We start from the raw sequence: 24,175 nt of genomic DNA, 5'->3' as shown, positions 1-24,175 counted from the left end.
GTCAGGGGTTTACGTCTGTGCGGCGCGCTGCCGCTTGAGTCGGATGACGGTCGCGAAGTCCCGCCGGGCGGACGCCTCGGCGATCTGCTTGTCGAGCGTGGCGGGGGTCTCGCCGCCGGCGCCGTGGTCGGCTCCGGAGCGGCCGGGGCCGCGCGCGGGGGCGAGCTTGGCGAGCTTCTTCACTGCGGTCTTGATGGCGTCGGTGTCGACCTCGCCGTCCGCGACGAAGCGGCTGGTGTCGATGAGGTCGGAGGCGTCGCCAAGGTCGAGCCCGGCGCGGGCCACGGCGGCCTCGAAGGAGGCGGCGGCCAGGCGGACGGCGTACTCGGCGGCGGCGGCCGTGCGGCCACTCTTCTCCGCGGCCGCGACGGCCTTCTCCTGGTCGGTCATCGCCTGCTCGCGGAGCTTCGTCAGCTCGTCGGTGGCGCCCTTGTTCTCCTTGGCGCGGGCCTCCCACTTGCGGGCCTCGGCCTTCCAGTCCGTGGTGTCTCCGGAGGCTCCGGACGGGCCTCCGCCCTGGTCACCGGCCGGGGGCCCGGCGGGCGGGGGAGTAGCGGCGGCGGGCTGTCCGGACGATCCGGAGGCGCCGTCGCCCTCGTCGCTGCCACCCGCGATGGCGTAGATCGGCTTGCCGTTGCGGCGGTAGCCGAGCACGGTCCCAGCGGGGTACGTGGCGAGGGGGTGTCGGAAAGGGGTGATCATGATGCTCCCGTTTCGGGTCCGGAATTCCCCGTGCGGGCAATCCCTGCTGTTCGGCCCCACGGACGAAAGTCCAGGGGTACGGTCGCCTCCACATGCTGGTCAGGGACCTTGGAAGGTGGAGGCGATGAGGCCGAAGATGGAGTGGGTGACGGAGTTGAGTGGCTGGCGTTGTCCGTCGTGTCAGACGCCGTTGGAAAGCTATGCAGCGCGCCAGGAGGTGAGGGGGCGCAAGGACCCCATCCACCTGCACGATGGCACGCTTCGTTGCCCGGCAGGCCACACGCTGCCGACGGCCGACGAGCTTCAGCGGTGGAACGAGGCGAACTAGCGCGCAGAGCCGATCTGCTCGCGCGCGGGTTGGCGGACGATGTGCTCGTGCGCGGCCACGTGCTCCCGCGCGGCCTTCTGCCACGCGCGGACCTTCGCGCCAGCTTTGCGGCGGGCGTCGTCGTCCATCGCTGCGGCCTTGACGCGCTTCCACTTGCGGATGTTCCGCTCGATGGCGCGTTGCCGCTGCGTGTCCTCGTAGGTGGTGCCCGGCGTCGCGTGGTGCGGCGGCCGGGTGGTCACCCCGGGCAGGTAGGCAGCCAAGCTGTGGCGGCAGTTCGGATGGAAGAGCCCTGCCGCCCGAGCCTCAGCCAGACTCCCAGCCAAGTGCACGGCGACCGTCCGGTCCTCCAGCTCGTGCTGGGCGCGCACCGTGTGCGGGCCGGTCTCCGGGCCCAGGGTGAGGATCTCGCCCTCCCACGGCCGGCAGAGCGGGCACTCCAGTGGGGCGTCCGAGACGATGACCCAGCCGATCTGGATCTCGGCGAGGGCGTCGATGTGGCCCTCGATCGCGGCGCGCGCGGTCACAGAGCGGACGGCCATCTCCGCGTACGAGGCCATGTCCCAGCGGCGGCCGGATGAGTCCACGAAGCCCGTGATCCCACGCTGGGCGAAGGCGTCCAGGGCCCGCTGTGAGGCTTCGCGGCGGGTGGTGCCGGTGAGGAGCTGGGCGCCGGACACGCGGGCGACGATCGACCGGTAGGTGTCGACGACGGCCCGGGTGATCCGCTGGTAGAGCGGGCGGGTGTCGCGGGCGTACGAGGCGGCGAGCCGGTCGACGGATGCGGCCTGCGGGAGCGTCTCGCGGGCGACCAGTTCCCGGCCGATGTCCAGCGCGCCAAGCTCGGCGACGGCGGCCTGTCGGCCCCGGTTGTAGGCGGTGGCCAGAGCCGTGGCGACTGCGCCGGTGGTGTCGTCCTGGAGGGCGGCTGAGATCTCCTCGACCGCCTGACGCAGGTTGCCGATGGAGGCGAGCTTGAGCTCGGCCCACCGGGGCGAGTCGATGTCTGCTTCCAGTGCTGCCGCGAGTTTCTCCAGGAGAACGCCTTCGGCGCTGTCGTACAGCTCACGGACCCTCTGCGCGAGGTCCTCCGCCAGCGCTGGGGAGACCGGCATGCGGAACCCCCTCGCCCTCGGCGCCGGTGGCGAACGGGTCGGCCACGCCGCGGCCGGATTCGCCCTGGATCTCCTCGACCTCGGCGTCGACCTGGTCGTCGTCCCAGTCCGGATGCAGCATCCGCACGAGGGTCTCGGTGGAGGCGGCTTCGGCCCGGCGCATCAGCTCGGCGGTGGTGGCCAGCTCGACCGGGCCCTCGGAGATGGAGTCCTGGAACTCGACGTCGGGTGGGGTCGGGTCGAGCCCGGCGACGCCGAACAGGGGCCCGGCCTCGACGGCGAGGAGCGCGGCCACGATGTCGGCAACCGCGGGTCGCCAGTACAGGGCTTTGCGGGCGCGGGTGGCCATGCTGCGGCGCTCGCGCGCGCGGATCTCGGTCGCGGTGACCGCGGCTCCGTCGCCGGACTCCCCGAAGGTTGAGGCGGAGTAGCCGGCCTGTCGGACGGCCTGCTCGACCAGCTCGGCGCAGGTGTCGCGGTGCTCCTGGACCCGGATCTCGAACTGTACGGCGCTGATCGGGTTCGGGTCGCCGGCCCTGGGCAGCATGTTCAGCCCGGCGTAGACCTCGCGGTCCTCGTCCCAGGTCGCGCCCTGGCCCGGGCCGGCGGCGTCGAGGAGGGCGTTGGCGACGAGGATGCGGCCCTTGCCCTGCCGGACGTCCCGCATCCACGAGGAGTACGTCTCGTCGAGGGCGTCGAGGATGCCCTCGATGCCCTGGTAGTCGGACTGGCCCCAGTAGGAGGCGGAGGGGATGTGCCGCCAGGCGCGGGCCGGGCGGACGTTGGGGATGTAGGCGGCGGTGAGGTGGTCCGGCGCGCCGGTTTCGATGCCGCCCTCGGCGTCGACCATCGCGGCGAGCGGGGCCGTCGCGGGATGGTCTTCGAGGGGGACCGCGCGGCCGAGGCTGCCGGTGCCGCCTTCGTAGAGGCCGTGGTAGATCACGCCACGCTCGTGCTTCTCCAGATGCCGCCAGACGCGCCGGTCGGAGGGATCCCCGGAGTCGAGCAGGGTCCAAAAGGTGACGGCAGCCAGCCGCCCGTACCGGAACTCCGGCACCGCGCAGTCGGCGGCCACCGGAGCGATCCACGGCCGGTCGGCGACGGTCTCGTCCCACACGATCCGCAGGTAAACGCCGCCGAGCGCCGCGCCCAGCTCGCCGGCCTCCAGCAGGGTGGGGTGGAGCCCCTTCTCCACGATCTCGTCCAGACGGTCCTGCGTGGTCTGAGACTCGCTGGACAGCTTGGGAGGTTCGGAGAACAGCAGCTCGGACGAGGTGCGCGCAATGTCCCCAGCGAGGGGGACGTGCAGCTTCGTGCGCTTCTGGCCAGCCGTGGTCGGGGCGCCCCAGAACCACCTGGCGAGCCGCCCCCGGACGCCGGTGGCGTACTGGGCGGGCCGGTCGATGCCTCGGTAGCCGCGGCCTTCGTAGCGCTGCTCCAGCCGATCGGGGTCAGCGGAGAACCACGCGTCCCAGTCGGCCATCGCGGTTTGGACACGGGCGTCGGTGGGCGGCCAGGTCTGGTCTGCCGTGGGCAGGGGCATCAGGCACGCTCCCGTTCCATCAGCAGGTTGGCGATCGCCAGCCACGAGCAGGCCAGTTGATCGAGGCGCTCCATGAGGGCGAGGTTCGTCTCGGTCTCGGCGGCCTGGAGGAGCCGGGTCGCGTTCTCGATCGCCTTGTCCGCGGTCATCAGGCCACCTCCAGCAGGGTCGGGATGTGCGGCCGCCATAGGGCCTCGGTCGTACGGACGCCGTACCGGAGCGCGTCACAGGAGTGGTCTTCGAGCTTGATCGGGGCGTCCTCGCCCTTCTCCGCCTTGTCGTCGTCCCAGGAGTAACCCGGGATCTCCTCGATCAGCCCGCGCGCGGACGCGTGGATCCGCAGCCGGTCCCCGGCGAGGAGCGATCCGACCGTCCGGATCCCGTCGAGGACGGTGTTGTCTGCCGGCATGACGCCGGACACGCCGTCGCGGTGCAGCTGCTCGATGTACGAGGCGGCAGAGGGGTCGACGATCGTCCACTCGGGCTGGACGCCCAAGATGTTGGTCTGGGGGTGCGGCACCCGCTGGAGCCAGGCTCGGCGTGCCTGGCTGTACTCCGCGTCGGTCTTCTTGCGGCGCTCGGCGCGGGAGTCCCACCGGTATTCGGAGACCACGTAGAGACGTTGGTCGGCGCCGAGCCCGATGAGGAGGTCGGCGTACGGGTTGGTGGTGCCGTAGTCGATGGCGTCGCACAGCCAGCGGGTGATGTGCGGGACGTCGGCGACGACGTGTCGGGCTTCGTCGAAGGCGTCGTAGATGGCGCCCTCGGCCTGGACCCAGTGCCCGAGGATGTTCCGCCGGTAGAACAGGCCGGTGTAGGTGGCCTTGAGGGCTTCGACGTACGCGGGGTCGAGGAACGGGTTGTCGTCGAGGACGAAATGCCACGAGGACAGGCGGGTCTGTGCGGCGCGCTTGAGGTAGTCGCGCTTCACCCAGTGCCCAGGGTTGTCCGGGTTGGTCGTCGCGAAGATCTGCGCGCCCGGGACCGAGCAGCGGGCCACGAGCTGGTCGAAGAACGCCTTCGGGAGGGTGGTCAGCTCGTCGACGTACGCGCCCGCACAGGTCATACCGCGCACCTTGGGCTCGGCCTTGGCGTCGTTGGCGCCGATGACGTGGACGGCCCGGCCGAGGATGTAGGCGATGGGAGCGCCGTTGGTGTACCGGACCTGCTGGGAGAGTTCCCCGAACAGGTCGGGGTTCATCAGCGGCGCGATGATGTTTCGGTACAGGGAATCGCGGGTCCGGCCGGCCATGACCAGTTCGCCGCCGGTCGGCGCCGTCGCGACGTAGATCAGCCAGCGGAGCAGGGACGCGATCGTTTTCCCGGACCGGACCGAGCCCTCCCACAGGTTGATGCGGGCGTCGGCCTGGACGATGGAGAGGATCTGCTTGCGGGACAGTGGCAGGGCGTCAAGGAGACTCACCGTCCGCCTCCTCGTGACCCTGCTCCTCCTTCACCACCTCGGCGAGACCGGAGAACAGGCGGCCCAGCATCGAGCGGGCGTCGGCGGCCCCGGAGTCCTCGGCCGGCGGGACAAGGCGTACGGACTGGGCGGCGGCAGCGGTGGCGGCGGCCATCAGGGCACGTTTGTCAGCGGCCGGCGGTTCGTTGATGTCCTGGGAGTTGTACGTGTGGTCCTTGCCGCCGAAGCTGTGGATCGTCGTGGGCTCCCACACCTGCGCGGACAGTCGGAGGGCGTCGTCGGTGAGGGCGTCGGCAAGGATGACCCGCTTCTCCTCCAGCTGGGCCTTGCGGACACGAGTGGCTTCCTCGGTGACGGTGCAGGCGAAGGACAGGCCGAGGCGGGCGGCGTACACGCTGACGGTGCGCTGCCCTCGGTCCAGTCTGCGCGCGATCTCGTTTCGGCTGAGGCCCTGTGCGTGGAGGTGGCGAAGCTCGTCGAGTTCCTCGGCGGTGACCGGACCTTTGTAGTCGCCTGAGGTCACGGTCACCACCTCCAGGGTTCAGCAGCCGTCGTACTTCCAGGCACGGTCCTCGCGTGTCCAGGGCTGGCCGCTCTGGTTGAGCTTGGGGACGGCGTACGTGTAGGAGACGCGGGCCATGTCGCCGGCCAGCTGGTCGACGGTCAGGGTTTTGATCTCCTGGGGGCCGTAGTCCTTGGCGTTGGCTTCGGCGATCGTGGTGAAGACAGCTTCGTCCCCTGCCTTGGCTGTGCAGCGCTCCGAGAGGAAGGCGTAGGCAGTCGGGCCGTCGCCCGCGAAGTAGGCGCCGGAGTAGGCGCGGACCACGCGCTCCAGGTCGGCGGCGCCCGCAGCGACCTGCGAACTGCCGGAGGGGGCGGGTGCGTCAGGCTGGCTGGTGCTGGTGCCGCGGGACCAGGAGGCGGACGGGCCGGGGGTGGCGGTGGTGTCGCTGTCGCACGCGGTGAGTGCGAGGAGTCCGGCGGCGGCCAGGGTGATGGCTGTGTGGTGTGTGCGCATCGGACCATGATCGCGGGCCGGGTCGGGTGGTGTGGGGGCATTGACCGGCCTGTGACGCGCGAAAGCCCCGCACGGTGGCGGGGCTTTCAGGGTCTGTGTCCGGGCACGCCGGAGTTGCGACCAGGATGGGGCACGGGCGCCGGTTTTGCAACTAGGTGCAGAGAAGAGCCTCGCTGCTCGGGGGCGGGCAGCGGGGCTCGGGTGGCCAGCGCGGATGGGTGGGAGGCGCTGGCACCCCTCCAGGAGGGCACACGCTACGCCCGGGATGGCTGGAACAACACCCCTCGCGAGCGGCTGGTTTCAGTGGTCCGTCTGCGGCTGGGGCGGGTCCTGCCGGGCCTGCTCGGCGGCCGCGCGGACGGACTCCTCGTGCCGGCGAATCAGCTCGGCCTCGGAAATGGTGGGCTGGAAAGGGTGGTCCATGATGGCGGTCCTGTCTCTCGTGCGGGGATGGGTGCCCGGGGGCGGCCGATGTCTTGGCGGATGGCGGCCGCCCCGGGGTTCAGCTGACGGGCCAGCGCCGGAGGTCGGTCGAGGCCACGTCGTGGATTTGGCCCTGCCGCAGGTGAATGCCGCAGCCCTCGATGAGGACTTGGGCGGTCTCGCCGTCGTCGGCGAGGACGCGGACGGGGACGATGGTGCTGTCGGTCCCTACGGGCAGTACTGCACGCTCGGGGATCGCGTGGGTCGGCATCGGTCAGCGCTCCTCGCCGTCGGCGAGTCCGGTCCACGGCTCGCCGTCGTCGTACTGGGCGTCTTCCTCGGCTTCCGCGTGGGCTTCGGAGAGTGCGTCGAGCTGGTACTCGCTGGACATGCGGATCTCCTTCGACTGGGTGGATCAGACCTTGTACGCGCGGCGCTCGGACGGGACGTGGATAATCGTCATCCCCGCCTCCTCCTTGACGCGGACTCCGTTGTTGTTGCTGTTGTTGGCGTCCTGACCTGTGCCGACAGCGGCAACAGCGGCTTCCGGAGAGGGGGAGGGCAGCGGCGGGATGTCGGTGCCCCGGACGCCGGTGCTGGTGCCGCGCCCCGTCATCCGGACGTCGGCGATGGGGATGCCGGCCTCGGTGAGGGCCCGCCGGGCGGTGCCGGCCGGGGCGCCGAGGTGCTCCTCGATCGCGGCGAGGTGGACGTGCGGGGTGCCGAGAGTTCGGGCCGCGGCGAGGACGTCGTCGAGGCTGGGGCCGACTGGCTGCTCCTTGGCCAGGGAGACGGGCTCTGGCTTGCCCGCAGGTTCCGGTGTCCGCTCGGCGGTCGGGGCCGCCCTGGGCTGCCAGTCGGGGTGGCCGACCCGCCACGCGGCGATGAGCCACAGGGCGAGCACCGGCCAGAGCAGCCCGGAGGAGGTGTGGAGGCGGCGGGCGCCGACTGTGGCGACGTAGACGCCGACCTTGCGGAGGACCCACGCGGCGGCGAGGAGGACGGTGAGGCGTACGGCCCAGGCGAGGCCGGAGGCGTCGGACAGCCACTCCATGGTGCGGGCCCAGGTGGTGCGGACCCAGAGGGTGGTGCGGCGGACATGGTGGGCGGCGAGCCGCTCGGAGCCGGTGGTGAGGCGGCGGGCGGCGGCTTGGACCCACTCGCGGGACGTGGGGGCGTTCACAGGAAGGTCCCGTGGACGACCTTGCCGAGGAGCTGGGCGCCGAGGCTGTTCACGTTGGGCACGACGAGGTTGCCGATGAGGGCGAAGGTGCCAGTACCGATGGCAAGGAGGGTGCCGGTCCAGACACCGGACTTGAAACCCCGCTTGATGATCTTCGCGAACTGCTTGCGCATCAGGAACAGCACGATCACGAGCGCGGTGACGATGAGGGCTCCGTTCGCGTCGAGTTGGGGTGCGGACGCGGACCCGACCACGGTCGATCGCTGACCGGTCATCGTCGACATCACGAAGTCGCCGAGGCTGTTGCCGCCCCAGCGGAGAGCCCCGGCGGCCGTTCCGAGGAGCCCGGCGGGGCAGGCCACCATGAGCGTGCCGAAGGCGATACCGGACCAGAACGGGACCAGCGCCTTGGGGTCGCGGCTGCCGCCTCCCCCAGCTGCGGCCGTTCCGCCGCCGGTCTTCCACCAGCGGGCATGCTCGACGACGAGGAGCGCCAGCCCAATGGCGAGGCCGGCGCCGGTGAGGGCGGTCGAGGTGAAGCTCGTGTTCACGTGCGGACTCCGGTCACGAGGTAGACGACGGTGGTGACGGGCAGCGCCATCGCGGTGGCGCCGCTGGCGGCGAGGAGGAGGGTGCGGGCGATGGCGGCGCGGATCCGGGGTGCCCACAGGTCTTCGTGGGCGTACCGGGCCTGGACGCGGCGGGTGTTGTCGAGGACGCCGAGGACAGTGAGCGGGGCGGCGGCGATGGTCCACGCGGCGGCGAGTCCCGCGTCGTCGCGGACGGCTTCGAGGACGGGTGCCCAGAGTCCTGCGAGCGGCATTGCGCAGAGGGCGCAGGTCGCGTTGTAGCCCCACCGGATTCGGTGCCACCACCGGACTTCGGGCTCCGGCGGGGGCCCGGGAATGACGAGGTCGACGGTGACGCGGACGTCGAGCGGCGCGGAGGGTGCGGGCGCCGCCGGGACCATCCACCACGCGGGGGGCGCGGGCGGCCGCGGGGGGTTCGCGGGGCTGGGCAGGATGACGCGGGTAGGGCTGATCGGGGTCTCGGTCATGAGCCGACCGCCATTGCGGCTACGTCTCGCTCGTCGAAGAGCATGCCGCGGCCGTCCCGGACAACGGGACGGATGCGCCCCCGCTCGACCCAGGATCGGACGGTGGAGTCGGCGACGCTGAGGCGTTCGGCGACCTCCCGGGTGGCGATGAGACGGGGCTCCGTCTCGACCGTTGCAGGGGGTGTCTCAGGCGTCTCGGTGGGCGCGGCGACGATGGGAAGAAGCTGGGCCCCGGCAGGCAGTTCCCAAGGTGCGGCCGGGCTGGTGCGGGACGGCGCTGCGACGGGCTCGGCAGGCTGCGGCGCGGGCGTCTCAGACGCCTCGGTGGGTGTCCCGACTGGGGTCGCGGCCAGGTGCAGCAGGTGCCCGAAGACCAGGGGCGGAACGCACGAGACGACGATCACGAGCCACAGGGGCGTACGCGGCGAGCTGGACAGATGCCCGGTGACGAACATGTGCGAGACGGGCTGAGCAGCCATCGCGGCACTGAGTGAGACGAACGCCCCGAGGATCGCGGAGCCGCGCCCCGGGGCGCCCTTGGGTCGCTTGGAGGCGACGGACGCAGCGATGCCTGCGTAGGCGGCAAGGACGGCGGCCATACCCCAGGCGAGACGAGCGTCCCAGCCGGCCAGGACGGCGAGGTGGTGCTCGCCGGGGGCGCACATGATGAGGACGACAACGGCGACGATGGGGCGGCCGGCATCGGTGAACCAGCGGACCCACCACGGGACGGGCTGAGACGGGCGGGACGGGTTGCGTCGCGGAGTGAGACGGGGACGCTTCAGGGTGAGGCGCGGGAGCTTCACGGGTGTCTCCGGGCGTGCGGGGCCGGGCGCGCGGTGCGGGCCCGGCCAGCTGGTCGAGGGTCAGGCTTGCGCGGCGGCGCGGAGGACGAGCGCGTACTCGCCGCGGGTCTGGCCGGCGCGGACGACGGGGGCGTGGCCGAGGAACTGGAGGGTGGCGCCTGCGGCCAGCTCGGTGTTGTAGCCGGGGAAGTGGGCGGCGGCGAAGCGGCGGGCGAGGTAGATGCGGACGGCTTCCCACATGGGCTGGTCGGGCCGGTCGGTGGTGAGGTGCTCGGCGGCCTGGAGGAGGAGGGCGCGGCACGTCTCGGTGGGGGCGTCGCCTCGCACGCGGTGGAGGGCTTCGTCCGGCTGGCTGAGGTGGGTACGCTCGGTCATGGCTGTCCCCTGTTCGTGCAGGTGGATGGCTGGCCCCGGCCGGGCTCTCACACACCGACCGGGGCCGTTCTGTTGTGCTGGTTCGACCGTAGCGAGAAGTGTGGACAATGTCCACACCTCGTTGGGAGGATGTCCCTATGCCCGAGGCCCCCGAGGAGAGGGAGACCATGACGATCCCGAAGCTGGCCGCGCGGGTGGGGAAGAGCCGTACTCTGATCCACCGCCTGGCGACCAACCCGTCCGAGCGTTGGCCCGCGCCGACGTTCCGCCCCGGTTCATCGCGGCCGGAGTACCCGGTGGCGTGGTTCGACGTCTACTGGGCGGAGAGGCAGGCAACGATTCGGCAGGGGCGGCGTACGGACCTTGAGCCGCCAGCCGCCGAGTAGCCGTGCGCACGACGGAGCCCCCGGTCCATGGCGGATTGGGGGCTCCGTGCTGTCTGGGCTACGGCTCGGGCAGGTATTCCTCATAGGCGCCGGTCCACTCGTCGCGCCACCCGGGTACGGCGACGTCGCGTGCGGACTTGGCAAGGATGAGCATGGCGGCGTCCCACTGGGCGAGCGCGAGGAGCGTGTCCGCAGTGGCGTCGGGCTGGCTCGCGCGGCGATTCCAGGTGTTGCGCCGACTGAGGATGACGTGATGGGCGTCGGTGACCGGGGTGTCTCCCTGGGTGTCCAGGTGTGCCTGGTACCAGGCTGCGATGTCGTCGAGGCGGGTCATGGGCTCATGCTGGCCGTGTGCGCGTGAGCCGTCTGCCTTCTCGGTGCACACGGACGGTGCTGTGGGTCACACCTGTCCGGATGCGTCCGGAGCCGTCCGGATGCAGGCTGGAGGGATGCCGGACGAGACGCAAATTGTGGTGCACCCGGTGTCGCCGGGTGGCGGCCGAAAGGTGACCGCGCACGCGTTCGGCGTGGATGCGGACCTCGGCCGGGCATTCATGCCGGCGGATGTGGTCGAGTTCCTGCGCCGGGCCGGCCTGGAGGATATCGACCTGTCCGAGGCCGGGCCGATCGAGTGGCGCGGAGGCGGCCCCGAGGTGTGGAGCGCGAGCCCCTACGATCCGCCGGACTCCGGACCGTAGGATCACGCGATGGCCATCGATCTTCCCGAGCACCTCGTCCAGCTCCAGCGCGAGGCGAACATGGCGCGGCAGGAGGCGGCCACCCGCGAGTACAGCTCGGAGGGGTGGAAGCCCTGGCTGGACGCGGTAGATGCGGTCCACGCTGCGGTGACGGAGTACGCCAAGGAGAAGGGCGTCTCGCGGCACGAGGTGGAGAAGGCGGTCAAGACCGCGGCGAAGGCGTCGGAAGCCCCGCCCGAGCCGCCGGCCGAGGCCTGATGCAGGTCCGCCTCGCCGGGCGCTCGCGGAGGGCGCCGAGGCCTGCGCGTACTGCCGACCGGACACGGCGTTGAGTGTGCTGAACTGACCATGCCGTCAGGACCCGAGACATGGTCAGTTCAGACGGAGAGCGGCCTACACCTCGTGTCACCAGAGAGCCGCCGAAGACTCACCGCGGGAACTCGCACTTCCACCAAGGCTGACCGCTGGCGTTGCAGATCGCATCGCGTACCGAACCCTGCTGTTGCCTCGTCAGCCAGTTCTGGGCGTGGGCCCGGAGCTCTGGCGTGAAGCATGAGGGGTTCTGCACGATGATCGTGGCACCAATGGTGATCTTCTGGTCCTTCTCGCTGCCGGATGCCGAGTTGGCGGCTGAGGAGGCCAAATCCTCTGCCTTGGTGGCCTGGCTGCAAGTGCCGGATGTGCTGTTGCGGCTCTCCAGGTCAGCAATCTCGCGCTGCTGCACAACGATGACCACGCCCTGAGCTATGAGCAGTCCTACCCCCAGCCCAATGCCGGCGCCCAATGCTCGCCTGCGTCCATCCGGCCCCATGGCCCCCTCCTTCGGTCGATTGGCCAATGCAGTCTCCCCTACGCGGCCACCGGTTCAGGAAGCGTCCAGCCGCGGGCGCAGTCCTCGCACCGTGCCGAGGGGATCCGGCCGGCGCCGGTGGTGACGACGATCCGCCCTGCGCAGTCCGGGCAGGGGTGGATGGCGGGTACGGCGCGGGTGGTGAGGTCGAGAGCGGCCGCGATGCGGTCGGCGCAGCCTTCGGTGACCTGCTCGACGTGCAGGTGCTGGGCGGCGGTCAGCGGCCAGAACGGGGCGTCGTAGCCATCCTCGAAAGTGACGCGTGCGTGGAGCCAGCCCGCGGCGTACTCGGCCGTCCTGAGCCCGACGTACCGCCAGCGGCGCGGGTCGGCCTGCTCGTAGTCGGCGCACTGGTTGCGGATCGCCCGGTCGGTGGGCGTCCAGCCGCGGGCTTCCCACTCCACCGGGGCATGGGTGAGGGCAGGTCGGGTGATCTGCGGGGCGAGCGTGTCGGCGAGGTGCACGAGGGTGCTTTCGACGAGCCGGGCGGTGTCGAGGATCCGGAGGCTGACTGGGGCCGGCGTCTCGCCGATCTGCTGCGGGTCCCGTTCGAGCGCGCGGAGGGCTGCGGCTTCCTCGCGGTCGACCTGGTCGAGGACGGCGAAGAGATCGCGGCGGCTGGCGAGCCAGTTGGTTCCGCGCTGGTCGAGGGCGTCGTCGAGGTGGGGCCAGAGGGTGGCGATGCGGGTGAGGTGGAGGGCGGCGGGGCTGGTGGTCATCGTGTGCTCCGTGGGTGCGAGGCGGTACGTTGGGAGCACCTGGGGGCGCGCCGGTCTGGGGAGACAAGCGGCGCGCCCCTCGCGCGTGTTCAGGCGCCGGTGAGGGCGAGACGGATGCGGGCCACAGCGTCGGCGTATCCGTCGCCGAACGATTCGTTGTCCGGGTCGAGGCTGAGGCGGTCGCGGTCTTGGATGAGGGCGTCGCACTCGGCGCGGACGCGGGCGATGGCGGCCTCGGCCTGCTCGGCGCGGATGCGGCGCTTCTCCGCGAGCCGGAACCAGCAGCGCCATGCGATGCGGGCGCCACCGGCCCGGCCACGGGCGCTGGTCCAGGCCAGTCGGTAGCGCTCCAACTCGGTGTACAGCTGGTCGAGGGCGTTGTCGTTGATCGTGTCGGCGGTGTGCCGGACGGGCTGCTCGGTCACTGCCCGGCCTCCAGGATGTAGCCGGTGCGTCGGGGCTGGCCGTCGCGGGTGGTCGGGCTGGCGTGGAGGCTCCGGAGCGAGATGGTGCGGGGCCGCAGGCGGGTGACGGCGTCGCACACCCAGACGTAGTCGTGGCTTGCGGGGCGGGACGCGATGAGGATTCGACGACCTCCGTCGAGGGGGGTGGCGGCGCGGTAGATCTGTCCGGGCTGGATGGTCATCGGCGTGCGCTCCTTCGGTGGCGGCGCTTCAGGACGTGTGCGATGCGGCAGAGGACGATCGCGGTGAGGCTGGCGAGGGCGCACCAGATGACGAGGCCGCCCAGGACGATGCGGATCACGGTTGGTCCAGCCACACGATCTCGGTGGCGCCTCCGTGCCCGTGTACGGCCTCGGCGTCGGCGATCCGGTCCCAGTGGACGGTGGACGGCTTTTCGCCCTTCCAGCGCAGCGACGCGGTCCCGTCGGGCCACAGGACGCCGTCGGCGACGATGCCGGTCCCGGAGACGCCGGCGATGTCGGTGTGCCGGAGCAGGCAGAAGCGGCGCGGTGTGGTGGGCGGCTGGTAGCAGCCCGGGCAGGGCCCGGCGCAGTTCGCGTTGTCGCAGCGCGCGGGCTCGGCCTGTCCGCCGGCCTGGCGAGCCATGTCGCGCTGGCCCGCGATGATTTCCTCGAGCATGGCGAGGGGGACGTACACGGCGAGGTCGAGGGGCTCCGTGTTGCGGTGGCCGTGGATCCGGTGGACGACTACGTGGCCCTGTTCAGTCTCGGCGGGGTAGACGGCGAGGGTGTCGCCGTCGGGGTCGGTGTACTCGAAGCGGTTCACGGGGCGGTCCTTCCGGGGTGGTGGATGCTGGTGGGGTCGGCCGCCCCGCATTGCCCGCGGGGCGGCCGGCGGGGTCAGGACTGGGCGGCGATCAGGTGCCAGGCGAACGGCTGCTCCTCGATGCCGAGCGCGGCCAGGGCGGTACGCAGTTCCTCGTCCCACACGTGGTACGCGTCCTCGACGCGCGGGACCTCGACGGTCTCCGGCGTGCCGAGTTCGGCACTGTGGCAGCCGGTGACTAGGTACAGGCGCTCGCGGTCGTAGGCGCCGGCGGAGAGGTGGCCGACGCCCCCGTCCAGGCGGCCGAGCACGGCGTCGAGGACGTCGGTGTCGGTGTCGGGAATCTGCTGGCCGTAGGCGAGGTAGGCGGTGGTCCAAATGCTCATGTGGGTCTCCTTGTGCGCGCGGGCGGACGGAACCGAGTCGGGCGGTCAGGTGCGGCTGATGTCGGCTTCGTGGGCGTCGTTGCGTCGGTCGTTGGTGAAGGCCTCGTGGGCGTCGTGGAGGATCTGGCGGAGGCGTGTGGTGGTGGCGAACCAGGCGGTGTCGGGGCTGAGGTCGTCAAGGAGGTCGGCGATCTCGTTCTCGGCGATCTCGACGTGGATGCGGCGTTCTCCGTGGCGGTGGTTCGTGTAGATGCGGTCCATGTCGGCCTTTCAGGCGGCGTCGGGGTGGCTGCCGGTGGTGGGGTCGCATGCGAGGCAGGTGTCGTATCCGCGGTCGAGGCGGAAGCCGTGGAGTTCGTGCCCGCAGACGGCGCACAGGGGGGTCTTCGAAGTACTCGGAACGTCGTTCCCCTCCCCGTTCCCCCCCTCCGGGGGGGAAGCGGGGGGAACAGGGGGCGTTCCAGGTGTTTCCGCGCCCGTTCCGGGAAACGTTTGACCTGCGGTTTCTTCCGTTCCGCCCGCGTTCCGGGAAACGTTTCCGGGAAACGTCTGCTGGAACGCCTCCGCGGAACGGTTTCCGGAAACGTCTGAGGGGGCCTGTTGGCGGGCCCGAACGATGCGGGCGATCTTGTCGTTCCCGGCCGAGATCTGGAGCTTCTGGAGGGCCTGGCGGACGACACGGTTGCCGGCATCGGCAGGGACGTTGGCGGCGTCGAGGCGCTGGATGATGTCCTCCTCGCTGCCGGGCGTCGGAGGGGTTCCCGTGTCCCAGGTCATGAGGATGTGGCGGGTGCCACCGGGCGCGTAGGTGTCGCCGTGCTGCCGGGACTGGCGGACGATCGAGAAGTGGTCGGGGCCGATACCGGTGCGGGTGTAGGTCCGTTTGAGGGTGAGCGCGCCGCCGCCCTGCGCACGGAGTTCCCAGACGTGGTCGACGTCTTGGGTTTTGGCGGACGAGCCGCGGGCGCCACGCTCGGCATCCTTTCCGAGGTGGTCGAGACGTACGGACGACTTCCCGGCGCGCTTGAGGGGGAGCAGGGAGCAGCGGTAGAGGGCGAGCCAGGTGTCGGCGTCGTTCTCGGGGCCGGAGATGAAACGGCTGACGGTGTCGAGGCAGACGACTTCGGCTCCGGCCTGCTCGACGAGGCGCAGGAGGTCTTGGCCGCCGCCGGGGGTGTCGAGGGGGCGGATGGGCGGGAAGCTGGCGTAGGTGAACTGGCCCATCCGGTCGGGGCTGGCTCCGTAGGAGATGAGGCGGGCTTGGATGTCGGCGTGGCCGTTCTCGGCGTCGATGTACAGGACGGGTACGGGGTCGTGGGGGCGGTCGCCGAGGAAGGGTTGGCCGGTGGCCATGCGCCAGAGCCACTCCTGCACGATCAGGGACTTTCCGGCCTTGCCTTCGCCGACGATGGCGATCTGCTGGCCGGGGGCGAGGAGGCGGCCGGGGAGGAGTTCGACCTTCCCGAAGTCGGTGGCGAAGAAGCTGGCCCAGTCCAGGAAGGGGCTGGCCGTGGGACCGGCCTGGCGTTCTTCGCGGTCGCGGCGGCGCTTGGCGAACTCCTCGTAGACGGCGATGCCTGCGCCGGGCTCGGCGTCGGCGGCGGTGGCGCGCTGCACCATGAGCCGGCCGACGTTGGCCTCCTCGCGGAGGTCGGCGGCTTCGCGAACTTTGCCCGCCCAGTGGTCGGCGTCGCCGCCGCCGACGTAGTCGTTGACCCGGGTGATGTAGGTGATGCCGCCTGCTCGTCGGAGTTCCTTGTTGCGGTCGAGTTCGGCGATGACGGCGGTGTAGTGGGTGCTGTCGCCGCGGTCGACGAGGGCGAGGATGGCGGTCCAGATCACTTCGTGGGCGGGGCGCTGGAAGCTGGTGCCTTGGATGGCGGCCCGCATGGTCTTGATGTCGTGCGCCTGGTTCATGGCGGTGCCGAGGACGAACCGCTCGGCGTCGAGCTGGTCGTCGTCGCCGTCACGGTCCGCCTGGTGCGGGAAGGGGCGGACGTTCTCCACAGGCGGTGCTCCTCAGAACAGGGTGGTCGGCTCGGTGGTGCAGCGGTGTTCGGTGACGTGCGGGTGGGGGCACGTGGCGGGGTGGTCGCGGCCGGTCCAGGTGAGGCGGCGGGCGGTGTGCTCGCCGCCTCTCAGGCACCAGATCAGCCGGTTCGGTTCGCGTACTGCGGCCTGCTCGCTCGGGGTGAGCGGCCGGAGGTCAGCGGTCACGGTGAGGGCGGCGATCTGGCCGACGAGCTGTCGGAGGATGGGGGCCCGGCAGCGCGGGCACCGGTTGTCGGTGCGCCGGCTGCCGGGCCCGGCCATCAGGCGACGTGGGCGTCGAGGGTGCCGTCGCTGGTCCGCTGCCGGTGCATGTCGGCCATGAGCTGCCGGATGTGGTGCTCGGTGGCCGTGTCGGCGGCGATCTCCAGGTCGGTGATGCGGACCTTGACTGACGGGTCCTTGTCCTCGTCGGGGCCGGGCTCGGTGCGCTCGACGTGGGTGAACTCGACGACGGCGACCCAGTGGCCCTTGGGCTGCTTGAACATCTGGTCGGCGTGGGGTTCGAAGGCTTCGGCAACGTCGGTGAGGATCTTCGAGTCGAGCTTGACGTCGGCGTCGATACGGATCGGGGTGCTCATGCGGCTCGTGCTCCTTCGTTGGTGGTGGCCGGGCAGGTAGCCCGGTGGGTGGTGCGGATGTGGGCGACGAACGCTTTGACGGCGGCCGGGCCGGTGACGGTCTCGGACTTCCAGCGGCAGGCGACGCACTCGTAGCGGGCGCGGGGCTGGCTGGTCCACCGGATCTGGCCGGCGCGGTCGCCGTGCTTGATCTCATGGCCCTCGCCGCCGTCGATGAACAGGCCGCCGACGACGTGGGCGGTCACTCGAACAGCCCGAGCTGGCCGAGCCGGGCGGGGGTCGCCGGCGGGCGGCAGGTACGACAGGTGCACTGGGCGCGGCAGGTTCGGCCTGCCGTGCGGACGGCTGCACGAGGCGGCCAAGCCAGTCCCGGCCCGTAGACGCCTTTCTCTCGGTCCTGGAGGTAGCCCGTGCACCGGTCGTGAGTGCCGACCTGGCAGGGTCCGCACGGGTGGCGGGCCTCGCACGGGCAAGGGCCTCCCGCCCGGGGGCCGTGGGACGGCGCCGACTGGACGAGGACGGCCTTGCGGATCCAGGCCGCCGTTGCCCGGTTCATGCGGCGGCCTGCTTGCGGCTGCGGGTGTGCCGGTTGGCGCGCTCGGCCGGGGTGAGCCCGGCGCGGATGCCGTACCGGTACTTCGCGGTCGCGTTGCCCTCGTAGGCCATGACGTCGGCGAAACACTCGGCCAGGACGGGGCAGACATCGCAGAGATCGCGGGCCGTCTTGTAGGCGGCGCCGTCGTTGGGCCCGGGGTACATCACCTCGGGGTCGACGGTCGCGCACTTGGCGGAGGCGGCCCAGTTCGGCTGGGGTTCGAGGGTGTCGGGGGCGCGGTGCGGTCCGTAGGACTTGGGGATCACAGGAGACCTCCGAACAGGGCGTTGTAGGTGGCCTTGTCGCGGACGCGTTCGGCCTGGTCGCTGACGTGCGCGGGGGCTACACAGCCGGGCATGTCGCAGGAGGTTCGGGCGCGGCCGATGGGGTCTCGGCCGGTGCGGATGCGGAAGGCGACCATGTGGGCGCTGTAGTGGCGGTCCTGCCAGCGGACCTTGCACGCGCCGTTGTGGCTGGTGCCGGTCCACTTCAGGTGTCCGCCCGGGAGCGGCTCCGTGCGGGCGGCGAACAGCTCCTCGACCGATGAGGCGGCCCGGGGGCCGAGAGGCAGGTTCGGAATGCCGAGGGCTTCCCGGGCCTGCTGGACCCTGGCGGGGGAGGTGTGCAGCCGTCGGGCGATGACGTGGTTCGCGAGGCCCTGGCGGAGCATCTCGGCGATATCGGCGCGGACGTTCACAGGGCACCCCCGGACAGGAGCGCGGGCCAGGCGCAGCCCTTCAGCGCGCGCCGGTGCGATTCCGGGAGGGCCGCGAGGGGCTGGCCGAGCCAGTCGTAGCCCGCCGCCATCGCCGTGTAGGCGTCGGCCTCGTCATAGCGTGCGGTGCCTTCGGTGTGGTGCCCGTACTGGGTGGCGATGGCGTCGCGGATCTCGCCCTTGGAGGCGCGGCCGTTGCCGGTGGCGTACACCTTCAGCGACGACGGCGGGATGACGGCGTAGGGGATGTGGTGCCGGTAGCAGTACTGCCGGACCAGGACCCGGAGGCCGGCGAGGTCTTCGTGCCCGGCCAGCGCGGCGTGCCCGTACGAGGGGCCCTCCATCACGACGAGGTCCGCGAGCTTGATGTAGTCGGCGACGGCGATCTGGAGGATCCGGAGCCGGACGTCGCCGCGCGTCTTGGTGCGAACGTTGGCGGTCCAGCCGTCCCCGGCGATGCCGGTGGAGGTGAGGGACAGATCGAGGCCGATGACGAGGCGGGGGGTGGTGCCCGCGACCGGGAGGGTGGACGGCATCCCGGTCGCGGGGGTCACGGTGAGGCTCACGCGGCGTCTCCGTCCTTGATGCCCAGGACCGCGCGCTCCTCAGGGATGAGGTAGTGGCCGCGGGACCCGGTGGCGTCGAGGAGCTGGTCAGCCAGACGTCGAGTCACGCGCCGCTGGACCGCGAGGTCGGCCCGGTAGCGGGCGCAGGCCCGGAGGGCCCGGGTGAGGCGGTTGGCGGCCCCGTCAGCGGCGTGCAGAGCGTCGCGGCCGTTGGTGCGGGCGGTGGTGAACCGCTGCTCGCTGATGCGGAGCGCTCGCTGGAGGTCGCGGATTTCGCGGGACTTGGATCCGAACATCAGACGTCTCCCTGCTGGTGGGGGATGAGGGGCCACTCGCCGCGCACAACCGCGTTGGGGTCCTTGCGGCGGAAGTACTCCTGGAGGCCGGCGGCCTGCTCGGCGGCCCACCCGACCTGCTTGCGGTGCAACTCCGGCAGGGAGCAGCCCGAGAGGACCGGCGAGGTGGAGCCGAGCCGCCAGGCGATCCGGCATGCAGCGATCGCGTCCGCGTCGGCGGTGTGCGCGTCGCCGATGGGCACCTGGTAGTGGGCGCACAGGTCGACGAGCTTGCGGCCGCCCTTGCGGTACCGGTCGGCCTGCTTGTCGAGGACGTACGGGTCGATGACGGGGAACCCGTCCGGGAGCGGCGCCAGGCTGTGGCGGCGGGCCTCCCGGTCCAACAGGGTCAGGTCGTAGCGGGCGTTCATCGCGACGACCGGCAGGCCTGCGGTGATGGCCTGGCCGAGCGCGGCGAGGACGTCGGCGACGACCTCGGCGGCCGGCTTGCCCTCAGCCTGCGCGCGGGCGGTACTGATGCCGTGGACGGCCTCAGCCTGCTCGGGGATGTCGATCCCGGGGTTCGCGAGCCACGTGGCCGAGACGGTGGGCTGGCCGCCGCCGCACTGGACGACGCACGCGGTGACGATGCGGTCCTGCTCGACGTCGATGCCGGTGGTCTCCAGGTCGAAGCCAGCCATCCGGCCGAGGTGCCAGGTCACGCCGCACCGCCCGAGCGCTCGGTGTAGATCCGGCGGCCGAGGGCGTCGAGGGTCTCCTGCTCGCCGACCTCGTTGACGACGTTCTGGCCGAGCATCCGCAGGTTGCTCAGCTCGTAGCCGATCTGCTGCAACCGGCTCTGGCTCGTCTTCTTGTCGAGGATCTCGTCCCGGTACGACTCGGCGGACCGGGCCGGGGCGTCGTTGCCACGCTCGACGTACGAGGCGTCGGGGTCCTTGTCGTGGGTGGGCGTCAAGCCGGAGGTGAGGAGCAGCACGCGCAGCGCCACGGACTGGGCCTTCGCGGTGGCCTTGTCGGCGGAATCCAGGGCTTCACCCTGGGTCTGGAGAGTGAAGTGGTCGCCCTTCGGGCCGATGATCTGCCAGGTCACCGTCGCGGTGCACTCGTGCATCTTGCTGCCCTTGGACGTGGTGGTGTCCCGGTAGGACGCCTCGACGTGGATGGGCAGGACGTTGATGCCGTGCTTGAGCGTGACGGGCCCGAAGGTGTTCACCACGGTGTCGACGCCCCGGAAGTTGAAGCGGGTGCCGCCGCCGTTGTACTGCTCGCCCTTGGCGATGGCGCGGATCTCCTTGCGGACCCGGAGCCATGCGAGGTGGACGGGGACCATCTCGGGGTCATCGTCGCCCGGCTCGTACCCGGCCATCGGGTCCAGCGTCGGGACGTACTCCTCGACGGCCGGAGCTGCGGCGGGGACGCCCTGCGGCGGGCTCTCGACGCGGCCGGCGGCGGCCGCCGCGCGCTCGGTGAGCGTGCTCATGCGCTGTACTCCTCACGGACGGGCTTCGGGATGTTCAGGCGGACCGTCGGCCGGTCCTCCACGCAGTCGGCGTAGGCGTCCGGCCAGCGCTCGGCGAGGCGCTCCAGGTCGGCGTACTGCCGCGCGCCGGTGTCGAGGCTGTAGACGACCCGGTCCAGCACGGTGGCCGTATCGGCCCCGGCGAGCGCACCGACCATCGCGGCCTTCGCGCGCTTCTTCCGGCCCTCGGCCGCAGTGATGTCGGCGTGCGCGGTCAGGTACTCGGACAGCGCGTCCTGCGCATCTCCGTCCCGAGTCACGTCCACCACTCCGGCGCGGTCCGGGTGCAGCTGCTCGTACAGACCGAGGAGGACGTCCGGGTCGGCGTCGTGGCCGAGGATCGGCGGCCGCCTGGTGGTGATCTGCTCCCAGGCCCGAGCGCCGGCCGTCCGCAGGTCAGCGACGAGCGCGGCGTGATCGGCGGTCCGTACCGCGAACTGGCGGTAGTCGTTTCCGCCGATCAGGCACGCCACGTGCATGTGCTCGTACCCGCACGTGTCGGCCTGCCACAGGACCTGCGCGAGGACATCGTCCGGCATGCCGCGTCGCCACTGGTCGGCCTTCATCCGGTCGCGGCACTTGATCTCCACCGCGCAGCGTTCGGCGCCGTCGGCGAGCGGGCACTCCATGACACGGCGATCCAGGGTGCACATCTGCCACGACCGATCGACGTTCGCGACCAGCCCGACCCGGCGGACCACGGAGCGGTTCCGGCGGGCCCACTCCCGGGCGACGGTCTCCTCCATGAGCCGCCCCCACAGGGCCGGTTCGGAGTCGTCTCCCTCCAGTGGGAGGCCGCCGGTCTTGTCGTGGTAGACGGAGAGGGCGTTGCCGTAGCGGCTGATGCCGAGGATCGCGGCGAGGTCGGAGGAGCCGAGGCCGAGGCGGCGGGCAGCGAGCCAGTCGGCGCGGTCGGCGTCGGCGGAGAGGATGAGGCGGCCGGTCGGGGTGACCCGGCGGCCGGCGGCCGGGGTGAGTACCACCCCGGCCTGCGCAGCGTTCATCATCGGGCGCCCCCAGGAGCGAGGGTGTAGTACCGGCGGTCCGACCCGTCGTGCATCACCAGGTCTCCTGCGGCGTGCAGCAGGGCCAGTTCACGGCGGATCGTCGACCGCAGTACGTGGCCCTCGCAGTGCCTGGCGTACAGCCGCTTCACGCGGCCGACGGTCCACTGCCCGCGCTCTCGCACGATGATCGAGAGCAGCCAGTCCAGACGTTCACGCCCCGCACGCCAGGGTGCCGGGGTGGGCTCGCCGCTTCCGGTGCCCTTCCCCTCCGTCAGGCCGAGGAGGGCGGCGAGCTTGGCCCGCGCCTCACTGTCGAGGAGCAGCGCCACCGGGCGGCCGTCCTCGGCGACGGCGCACACGAGCATCTCGGTCTCGCCGGACTCGCGGTCGGGCTCGATCGAGGTGTCGAACCGGCGGGCGATCAGCGGCGTGCGGGCTTCCTCGGCGAGCACCTCGGCGCGGTAGGCGTCGAGCTCTGCCAGGAAATCAGCCTCGTAGCGCTCCGAGTGGAAGGTGACCTTCGCGACGAGACGTTCACGGGCGCTGGGGGCGGTGTCGCTCACGCGGCGGCCCCCCGTCCCTGGTTCGGGACCTTCGACAGCAGTACCGGCCGGGCCGCGGCCTTCGGGTTGAACCGGCCCGCCCGCTCGATCGCGTCGTCCAGTTCGGACCGCAGCCGCAGCATCCGGGCCAGGTCGATGCGGATCTCCGCGTCGTCCATGCCGGCCGCACCCTCGACCGCGTCGACGAGGTGGTCCAGCTCCCCCTCACGCGGGGACTGCACGGCCTCGGCGAGTGCGTCGAGCTGGCAGATGATGTCCTCGCGGACGTCGTCGTCACCCCACGCGGCGACCAGGGTCACGAGGGTGTCGCGGCGGATCGCGTCGGCGCGGAAGATTCCCGCGAACCAGGCCGGGTCGAGCCGGATGGACAGCTGCGGTTCGCTGCTGGGGTTGTCGGTCATCGGGTGCCGCCCTTCGTGTGGATGCGGTCGGACGGGCGGAGCGAGCAGCGGCGGCAGCGGGTGTGCGGGGTGCTCGTCCAGGACGGGACGACACGGACCGGGTCGACCTGGTGCGGCGTCTCCTGCTCGGCGTCGCAGCCGGGGCAGGAGTCCTGCATCAGGTAGTAGCCGTGGGCGCAGAGCACCCGGACGCGGTCAGCCACGGGGCACCTCCGGGAGGTCGCGGCCGAGCCGGTAGTAGCGGGGCTCGGGGCCCTCGTTCAGATCGACGTGGAGCCGCTCCAACGCGGCGATCGGGTCGATGACCGGCGCGGGCCGGGTGCGCTCGGCCTCCAGCTCGGCCACACGGGCCCGCAGCCGAACGACCTCATCCAGCAGCTCCGGCACCGATCGGCGGGCACTACACACGAACTGCACGTCAGCCTCCGACGCACCCACGGCCGCCAGCAACAGACGCCCCCGTGTCGCACCGTCCCCCTCGGTGTAGACGACCGGCCGGCCGTCCTCGCCGTCCGCGACGAGCCACGGTCCGGCCGTGATCTCGTCCAGGCGGCGGGCCCGGATCTCCTGTTCGCGCTCCGGCGACAGCCCGGCCCGCAGCCGGGACAGCTCGGCGGCCGTCTCCGGGGACTGGAGCAGCTGCGCGGAGCCGAGGGCGAATACGGCCGTGGCGACGATGTCGTACGTGCTGTCGGGCGAGGACTGCACCGCCGCGTTCGCGGTGCGGAGCGCGAGCAGCTCCGTCGGGGTCGGCGAGTGCGTCATGCCGCACGCCCCACCGGGATCAGGTCACCGGCGAACGAGCGGAGTACGGCTTCGCGGATCCAGAACGTCCGCAGGCAGTCGGCCGGGTTGACGCCCAGGGGGACGAAGAGCCGCCCCTCCACGCCGTCCTCGGCGAGCTGCCAGCGCTTTCCGGTCGCGTCCTCGTACAGCTTGACCGGCGGGACCGGGATGTGGCGGGTGATACCGGGCTGGCCGGGGAGGCCGGTCGGGCTAGCATTCGAGTTCACGGTGTACTCCTCTGTAGGTGGTGGGGTACTGCCGAGGGGTCGTTCCGGATGGCCGTCCGGGCGGCCCCGCTTTCGTGGGTCAGGCGGCGGCCGGCGCGGAGTCCGCGGGCGGCGTGCGTCGCTTGGCCGGGTTGGTGAGGATCGGCCGGAGTGCGGCGATCAGGTCGGGGCTCGGCGGGGGAGCGGCGGCTACGCCCTGTTCGATGTGGGCGACGGTCGCGGGGCCGAGGTACGCGACGAGTTCGGCGCGGGTCATGCGGCGGTCTCCTCGATGAAGTCGTCGACCGTGCCGCCGTACGTCCTCTTGAGGACCAGCAGGGTTTCGACGAGCGGCTTCGACCTGCGATTGAGCAGCTTCGAGATGTGGGATTCGGCGAGGCCCGTGCGCTTCGCGATGGCGTAGCCGGTGGTGTCGCCGTGGTCGCTGGCGGCGGCCTTGAGGCGCTCGATGTGAAGTCGATACATGGGTCACCCCCTCAGTTCTGCCTACCAAGGCGATTCTGCCTCAGTAGGCAGAACTCTACGCATGAAGCACCCTGCCTAGCAAGCAAGGTTGCCTGCAAGAAAGGTAATGATTTCGTGGAGAACAGACGTTCGATCGCCGGAGC

The 24,175-nt window shown here is 71.4% G+C and carries 44 protein-coding genes; 3 read left to right on the top strand and 41 right to left on the bottom strand.

Going from position 1 to position 24,175, the window contains the following annotated elements:
• Positions 1 to 9: 9 nt before the first annotated feature.
• The 14 genes from OOK31_RS25530 to OOK31_RS25465 all read right to left on the bottom strand — a co-directional run bounded on the left by OOK31_RS25530 (position 10) and on the right by OOK31_RS25465 (position 9,973).
• A complete protein-coding gene (locus tag OOK31_RS25530) occupies positions 10 to 702 on the bottom strand; it encodes a hypothetical protein (protein ID WP_267089681.1) in 693 nt (230 codons plus the stop codon).
• A 324-nt stretch (positions 703 to 1,026) separates the two neighbouring features.
• Complete coding sequence (locus OOK31_RS25525; RefSeq protein ID WP_267089680.1) at positions 1,027 to 2,145, bottom strand: phage minor capsid protein; 1,119 nt, start codon at positions 2,143 to 2,145, stop codon at positions 1,027 to 1,029.
• Complete coding sequence (locus OOK31_RS25520; protein ID WP_267089679.1) at positions 2,096 to 3,688, bottom strand: phage portal protein; 1,593 nt, start codon at positions 3,686 to 3,688, stop codon at positions 2,096 to 2,098. The genes OOK31_RS25525 and OOK31_RS25520 overlap by 50 nt, the downstream gene beginning before the upstream one ends.
• Entirely contained in the window at positions 3,688 to 3,837 is a 150-nt protein-coding gene (locus OOK31_RS25515; protein WP_267089678.1) for a hypothetical protein, read from the bottom strand. Before OOK31_RS25515 ends, OOK31_RS25520 begins: the two co-directional genes overlap by 1 nt.
• On the bottom strand, positions 3,837 to 5,111 hold the full coding sequence (locus OOK31_RS25510) for a PBSX family phage terminase large subunit (RefSeq protein WP_267089677.1): 1,275 nt from the start codon (positions 5,109 to 5,111) through the stop codon (positions 3,837 to 3,839). The genes OOK31_RS25515 and OOK31_RS25510 overlap by 1 nt, the downstream gene beginning before the upstream one ends.
• The gene (locus OOK31_RS25505; protein ID WP_267089676.1) at positions 5,098 to 5,640 is read right to left on the bottom strand and encodes a hypothetical protein; all 543 of its coding nucleotides are present in this window, start codon (positions 5,638 to 5,640) and stop codon (positions 5,098 to 5,100) included. The genes OOK31_RS25510 and OOK31_RS25505 overlap by 14 nt, the downstream gene beginning before the upstream one ends.
• Before the next feature lie 12 nt (positions 5,641 to 5,652).
• Positions 5,653 to 6,129 (bottom strand): hypothetical protein, encoded by a 477-nt coding sequence (locus OOK31_RS25500; RefSeq protein ID WP_267089675.1) that lies wholly within the window; start codon positions 6,127 to 6,129, stop codon positions 5,653 to 5,655.
• Between the two features lie 300 nt (positions 6,130 to 6,429).
• Entirely contained in the window at positions 6,430 to 6,552 is a 123-nt protein-coding gene (locus OOK31_RS25495; RefSeq protein ID WP_267089674.1) for a hypothetical protein, read from the bottom strand.
• A 79-nt stretch (positions 6,553 to 6,631) separates the two neighbouring features.
• Entirely contained in the window at positions 6,632 to 6,823 is a 192-nt protein-coding gene (locus tag OOK31_RS25490) for a hypothetical protein (protein WP_267089673.1), read from the bottom strand.
• A 144-nt stretch (positions 6,824 to 6,967) separates the two neighbouring features.
• Positions 6,968 to 7,735 carry a hypothetical protein gene (locus tag OOK31_RS25485; protein WP_267089672.1) on the bottom strand — a complete coding sequence of 256 codons (768 nt, stop codon included), beginning with the start codon at positions 7,733 to 7,735 and terminating at the stop codon, positions 6,968 to 6,970.
• Positions 7,732 to 8,286: a hypothetical protein gene (locus OOK31_RS25480; RefSeq protein WP_267089671.1), complete on the bottom strand. Its 555-nt coding sequence runs from the start codon at positions 8,284 to 8,286 to the stop codon at positions 7,732 to 7,734. Before OOK31_RS25480 ends, OOK31_RS25485 begins: the two co-directional genes overlap by 4 nt.
• Positions 8,283 to 8,792 (bottom strand): hypothetical protein, encoded by a 510-nt coding sequence (locus tag OOK31_RS25475; protein WP_267089670.1) that lies wholly within the window; start codon positions 8,790 to 8,792, stop codon positions 8,283 to 8,285. The genes OOK31_RS25480 and OOK31_RS25475 overlap by 4 nt, the downstream gene beginning before the upstream one ends.
• A complete protein-coding gene (locus OOK31_RS25470; protein WP_267089669.1) occupies positions 8,789 to 9,598 on the bottom strand; it encodes an excisionase family DNA-binding protein in 810 nt (269 codons plus the stop codon). Before OOK31_RS25470 ends, OOK31_RS25475 begins: the two co-directional genes overlap by 4 nt.
• 60 nt (positions 9,599 to 9,658) lie before the next feature.
• On the bottom strand, positions 9,659 to 9,973 hold the full coding sequence (locus tag OOK31_RS25465; RefSeq protein WP_267089668.1) for a hypothetical protein: 315 nt from the start codon (positions 9,971 to 9,973) through the stop codon (positions 9,659 to 9,661).
• Between the two features lie 167 nt (positions 9,974 to 10,140).
• On the opposite strand from OOK31_RS25465, the gene OOK31_RS25460 reads away from it, so the two are divergent.
• Positions 10,141 to 10,359: a hypothetical protein gene (locus OOK31_RS25460; RefSeq protein WP_267089667.1), complete on the top strand. Its 219-nt coding sequence runs from the start codon at positions 10,141 to 10,143 to the stop codon at positions 10,357 to 10,359.
• A gap of 58 nt (positions 10,360 to 10,417) precedes the next feature.
• Here OOK31_RS25460 and OOK31_RS25455 read toward each other — a convergent pair whose 3' ends face one another.
• Positions 10,418 to 10,693 (bottom strand): hypothetical protein, encoded by a 276-nt coding sequence (locus OOK31_RS25455; protein ID WP_267089666.1) that lies wholly within the window; start codon positions 10,691 to 10,693, stop codon positions 10,418 to 10,420.
• Positions 10,694 to 10,808: 115 nt separating this feature from the next.
• Here OOK31_RS25455 and OOK31_RS25450 point away from each other — a divergent pair, with 115 nt between their 5' ends.
• Positions 10,809 to 11,057: a hypothetical protein gene (locus OOK31_RS25450; RefSeq protein ID WP_267089665.1), complete on the top strand. Its 249-nt coding sequence runs from the start codon at positions 10,809 to 10,811 to the stop codon at positions 11,055 to 11,057.
• 9 nt (positions 11,058 to 11,066) lie between these two features.
• Positions 11,067 to 11,315, top strand: a complete 249-nt coding sequence (locus OOK31_RS25445; protein WP_267089664.1) for a hypothetical protein — start codon at positions 11,067 to 11,069, stop codon at positions 11,313 to 11,315.
• A 169-nt stretch (positions 11,316 to 11,484) separates the two neighbouring features.
• On the opposite strand, the gene OOK31_RS25440 is transcribed toward OOK31_RS25445, so the two are convergent.
• The 26 genes from OOK31_RS25440 to OOK31_RS25315 all read right to left on the bottom strand — a co-directional run bounded on the left by OOK31_RS25440 (position 11,485) and on the right by OOK31_RS25315 (position 24,032).
• On the bottom strand, positions 11,485 to 11,793 hold the full coding sequence (locus tag OOK31_RS25440) for a hypothetical protein (protein WP_267089663.1): 309 nt from the start codon (positions 11,791 to 11,793) through the stop codon (positions 11,485 to 11,487).
• A 113-nt stretch (positions 11,794 to 11,906) separates the two neighbouring features.
• Entirely contained in the window at positions 11,907 to 12,626 is a 720-nt protein-coding gene (locus OOK31_RS25435) for a hypothetical protein (RefSeq protein WP_267089662.1), read from the bottom strand.
• A gap of 89 nt (positions 12,627 to 12,715) precedes the next feature.
• Complete coding sequence (locus OOK31_RS25430) at positions 12,716 to 13,051, bottom strand: hypothetical protein (RefSeq protein ID WP_267089661.1); 336 nt, start codon at positions 13,049 to 13,051, stop codon at positions 12,716 to 12,718.
• Positions 13,048 to 13,272, bottom strand: coding sequence for a hypothetical protein (locus OOK31_RS25425; protein WP_267089660.1), 225 nt, complete (start codon positions 13,270 to 13,272; stop codon positions 13,048 to 13,050). The genes OOK31_RS25430 and OOK31_RS25425 overlap by 4 nt, the downstream gene beginning before the upstream one ends.
• Entirely contained in the window at positions 13,269 to 13,391 is a 123-nt protein-coding gene (locus OOK31_RS25420; RefSeq protein WP_267089659.1) for a hypothetical protein, read from the bottom strand. The genes OOK31_RS25425 and OOK31_RS25420 overlap by 4 nt, the downstream gene beginning before the upstream one ends.
• Complete coding sequence (locus tag OOK31_RS25415) at positions 13,388 to 13,876, bottom strand: hypothetical protein (RefSeq protein ID WP_267089658.1); 489 nt, start codon at positions 13,874 to 13,876, stop codon at positions 13,388 to 13,390. The genes OOK31_RS25420 and OOK31_RS25415 overlap by 4 nt, the downstream gene beginning before the upstream one ends.
• A gap of 74 nt (positions 13,877 to 13,950) precedes the next feature.
• Complete coding sequence (locus OOK31_RS25410; RefSeq protein WP_267089657.1) at positions 13,951 to 14,262, bottom strand: hypothetical protein; 312 nt, start codon at positions 14,260 to 14,262, stop codon at positions 13,951 to 13,953.
• Positions 14,263 to 14,307: 45 nt separating this feature from the next.
• Complete coding sequence (locus OOK31_RS25405; protein WP_267089656.1) at positions 14,308 to 14,523, bottom strand: hypothetical protein; 216 nt, start codon at positions 14,521 to 14,523, stop codon at positions 14,308 to 14,310.
• Positions 14,524 to 14,532: 9 nt separating this feature from the next.
• Positions 14,533 to 16,269 carry an AAA family ATPase gene (locus OOK31_RS25400; RefSeq protein ID WP_267089655.1) on the bottom strand — a complete coding sequence of 579 codons (1,737 nt, stop codon included), beginning with the start codon at positions 16,267 to 16,269 and terminating at the stop codon, positions 14,533 to 14,535.
• A gap of 12 nt (positions 16,270 to 16,281) precedes the next feature.
• The gene (locus tag OOK31_RS25395; protein ID WP_267089654.1) at positions 16,282 to 16,479 is read right to left on the bottom strand and encodes a hypothetical protein; all 198 of its coding nucleotides are present in this window, start codon (positions 16,477 to 16,479) and stop codon (positions 16,282 to 16,284) included.
• Positions 16,480 to 16,574: 95 nt separating this feature from the next.
• The gene (locus OOK31_RS25390) at positions 16,575 to 16,892 is read right to left on the bottom strand and encodes a hypothetical protein (protein WP_267089653.1); all 318 of its coding nucleotides are present in this window, start codon (positions 16,890 to 16,892) and stop codon (positions 16,575 to 16,577) included.
• Positions 16,889 to 17,137 (bottom strand): hypothetical protein, encoded by a 249-nt coding sequence (locus OOK31_RS25385; protein WP_267089652.1) that lies wholly within the window; start codon positions 17,135 to 17,137, stop codon positions 16,889 to 16,891. The genes OOK31_RS25390 and OOK31_RS25385 overlap by 4 nt, the downstream gene beginning before the upstream one ends.
• Before the next feature lie 307 nt (positions 17,138 to 17,444).
• Positions 17,445 to 17,753: a WhiB family transcriptional regulator gene (locus tag OOK31_RS25380; RefSeq protein ID WP_267089651.1), complete on the bottom strand. Its 309-nt coding sequence runs from the start codon at positions 17,751 to 17,753 to the stop codon at positions 17,445 to 17,447.
• Positions 17,750 to 18,184, bottom strand: coding sequence for a hypothetical protein (locus OOK31_RS25375; protein WP_267089650.1), 435 nt, complete (start codon positions 18,182 to 18,184; stop codon positions 17,750 to 17,752). The genes OOK31_RS25380 and OOK31_RS25375 overlap by 4 nt, the downstream gene beginning before the upstream one ends.
• Entirely contained in the window at positions 18,181 to 18,768 is a 588-nt protein-coding gene (locus OOK31_RS25370; protein ID WP_267089649.1) for a hypothetical protein, read from the bottom strand. Before OOK31_RS25370 ends, OOK31_RS25375 begins: the two co-directional genes overlap by 4 nt.
• Positions 18,765 to 19,064, bottom strand: a complete 300-nt coding sequence (locus OOK31_RS25365; protein ID WP_267089648.1) for a hypothetical protein — start codon at positions 19,062 to 19,064, stop codon at positions 18,765 to 18,767. The genes OOK31_RS25370 and OOK31_RS25365 overlap by 4 nt, the downstream gene beginning before the upstream one ends.
• On the bottom strand, positions 19,064 to 19,765 hold the full coding sequence (locus OOK31_RS25360) for a 3'-5' exonuclease (RefSeq protein WP_267089647.1): 702 nt from the start codon (positions 19,763 to 19,765) through the stop codon (positions 19,064 to 19,066). Before OOK31_RS25360 ends, OOK31_RS25365 begins: the two co-directional genes overlap by 1 nt.
• Positions 19,762 to 20,544 (bottom strand): ERF family protein, encoded by a 783-nt coding sequence (locus tag OOK31_RS25355; protein WP_267089646.1) that lies wholly within the window; start codon positions 20,542 to 20,544, stop codon positions 19,762 to 19,764. Before OOK31_RS25355 ends, OOK31_RS25360 begins: the two co-directional genes overlap by 4 nt.
• Entirely contained in the window at positions 20,541 to 21,587 is a 1,047-nt protein-coding gene (locus tag OOK31_RS25350; protein WP_267089645.1) for a YqaJ viral recombinase family protein, read from the bottom strand. The genes OOK31_RS25355 and OOK31_RS25350 overlap by 4 nt, the downstream gene beginning before the upstream one ends.
• Positions 21,587 to 22,153 (bottom strand): hypothetical protein, encoded by a 567-nt coding sequence (locus OOK31_RS25345; protein ID WP_267089644.1) that lies wholly within the window; start codon positions 22,151 to 22,153, stop codon positions 21,587 to 21,589. The genes OOK31_RS25350 and OOK31_RS25345 overlap by 1 nt, the downstream gene beginning before the upstream one ends.
• Positions 22,150 to 22,554, bottom strand: coding sequence for a hypothetical protein (locus OOK31_RS25340; RefSeq protein ID WP_267089643.1), 405 nt, complete (start codon positions 22,552 to 22,554; stop codon positions 22,150 to 22,152). Before OOK31_RS25340 ends, OOK31_RS25345 begins: the two co-directional genes overlap by 4 nt.
• Positions 22,551 to 22,757, bottom strand: coding sequence for a hypothetical protein (locus OOK31_RS25335; RefSeq protein ID WP_267089642.1), 207 nt, complete (start codon positions 22,755 to 22,757; stop codon positions 22,551 to 22,553). The genes OOK31_RS25340 and OOK31_RS25335 overlap by 4 nt, the downstream gene beginning before the upstream one ends.
• The gene (locus tag OOK31_RS25330) at positions 22,750 to 23,319 is read right to left on the bottom strand and encodes a hypothetical protein (protein WP_267089641.1); all 570 of its coding nucleotides are present in this window, start codon (positions 23,317 to 23,319) and stop codon (positions 22,750 to 22,752) included. The genes OOK31_RS25335 and OOK31_RS25330 overlap by 8 nt, the downstream gene beginning before the upstream one ends.
• A complete protein-coding gene (locus OOK31_RS25325) occupies positions 23,316 to 23,567 on the bottom strand; it encodes a hypothetical protein (RefSeq protein ID WP_267089640.1) in 252 nt (83 codons plus the stop codon). Before OOK31_RS25325 ends, OOK31_RS25330 begins: the two co-directional genes overlap by 4 nt.
• Positions 23,568 to 23,646: 79 nt before the next feature.
• Positions 23,647 to 23,823 (bottom strand): hypothetical protein, encoded by a 177-nt coding sequence (locus tag OOK31_RS25320; protein ID WP_267089639.1) that lies wholly within the window; start codon positions 23,821 to 23,823, stop codon positions 23,647 to 23,649.
• Positions 23,820 to 24,032: a helix-turn-helix transcriptional regulator gene (locus tag OOK31_RS25315; protein WP_267089638.1), complete on the bottom strand. Its 213-nt coding sequence runs from the start codon at positions 24,030 to 24,032 to the stop codon at positions 23,820 to 23,822. Before OOK31_RS25315 ends, OOK31_RS25320 begins: the two co-directional genes overlap by 4 nt.
• Positions 24,033 to 24,175: the final 143 nt, after the last annotated feature.

The organism is Streptomyces sp. NBC_00249 (assembly GCF_026342355.1).
Classification (GTDB): domain Bacteria; phylum Actinomycetota; class Actinomycetes; order Streptomycetales; family Streptomycetaceae; genus Streptomyces.
This window is presented reverse-complemented; position numbering and strand designations above follow the sequence as displayed.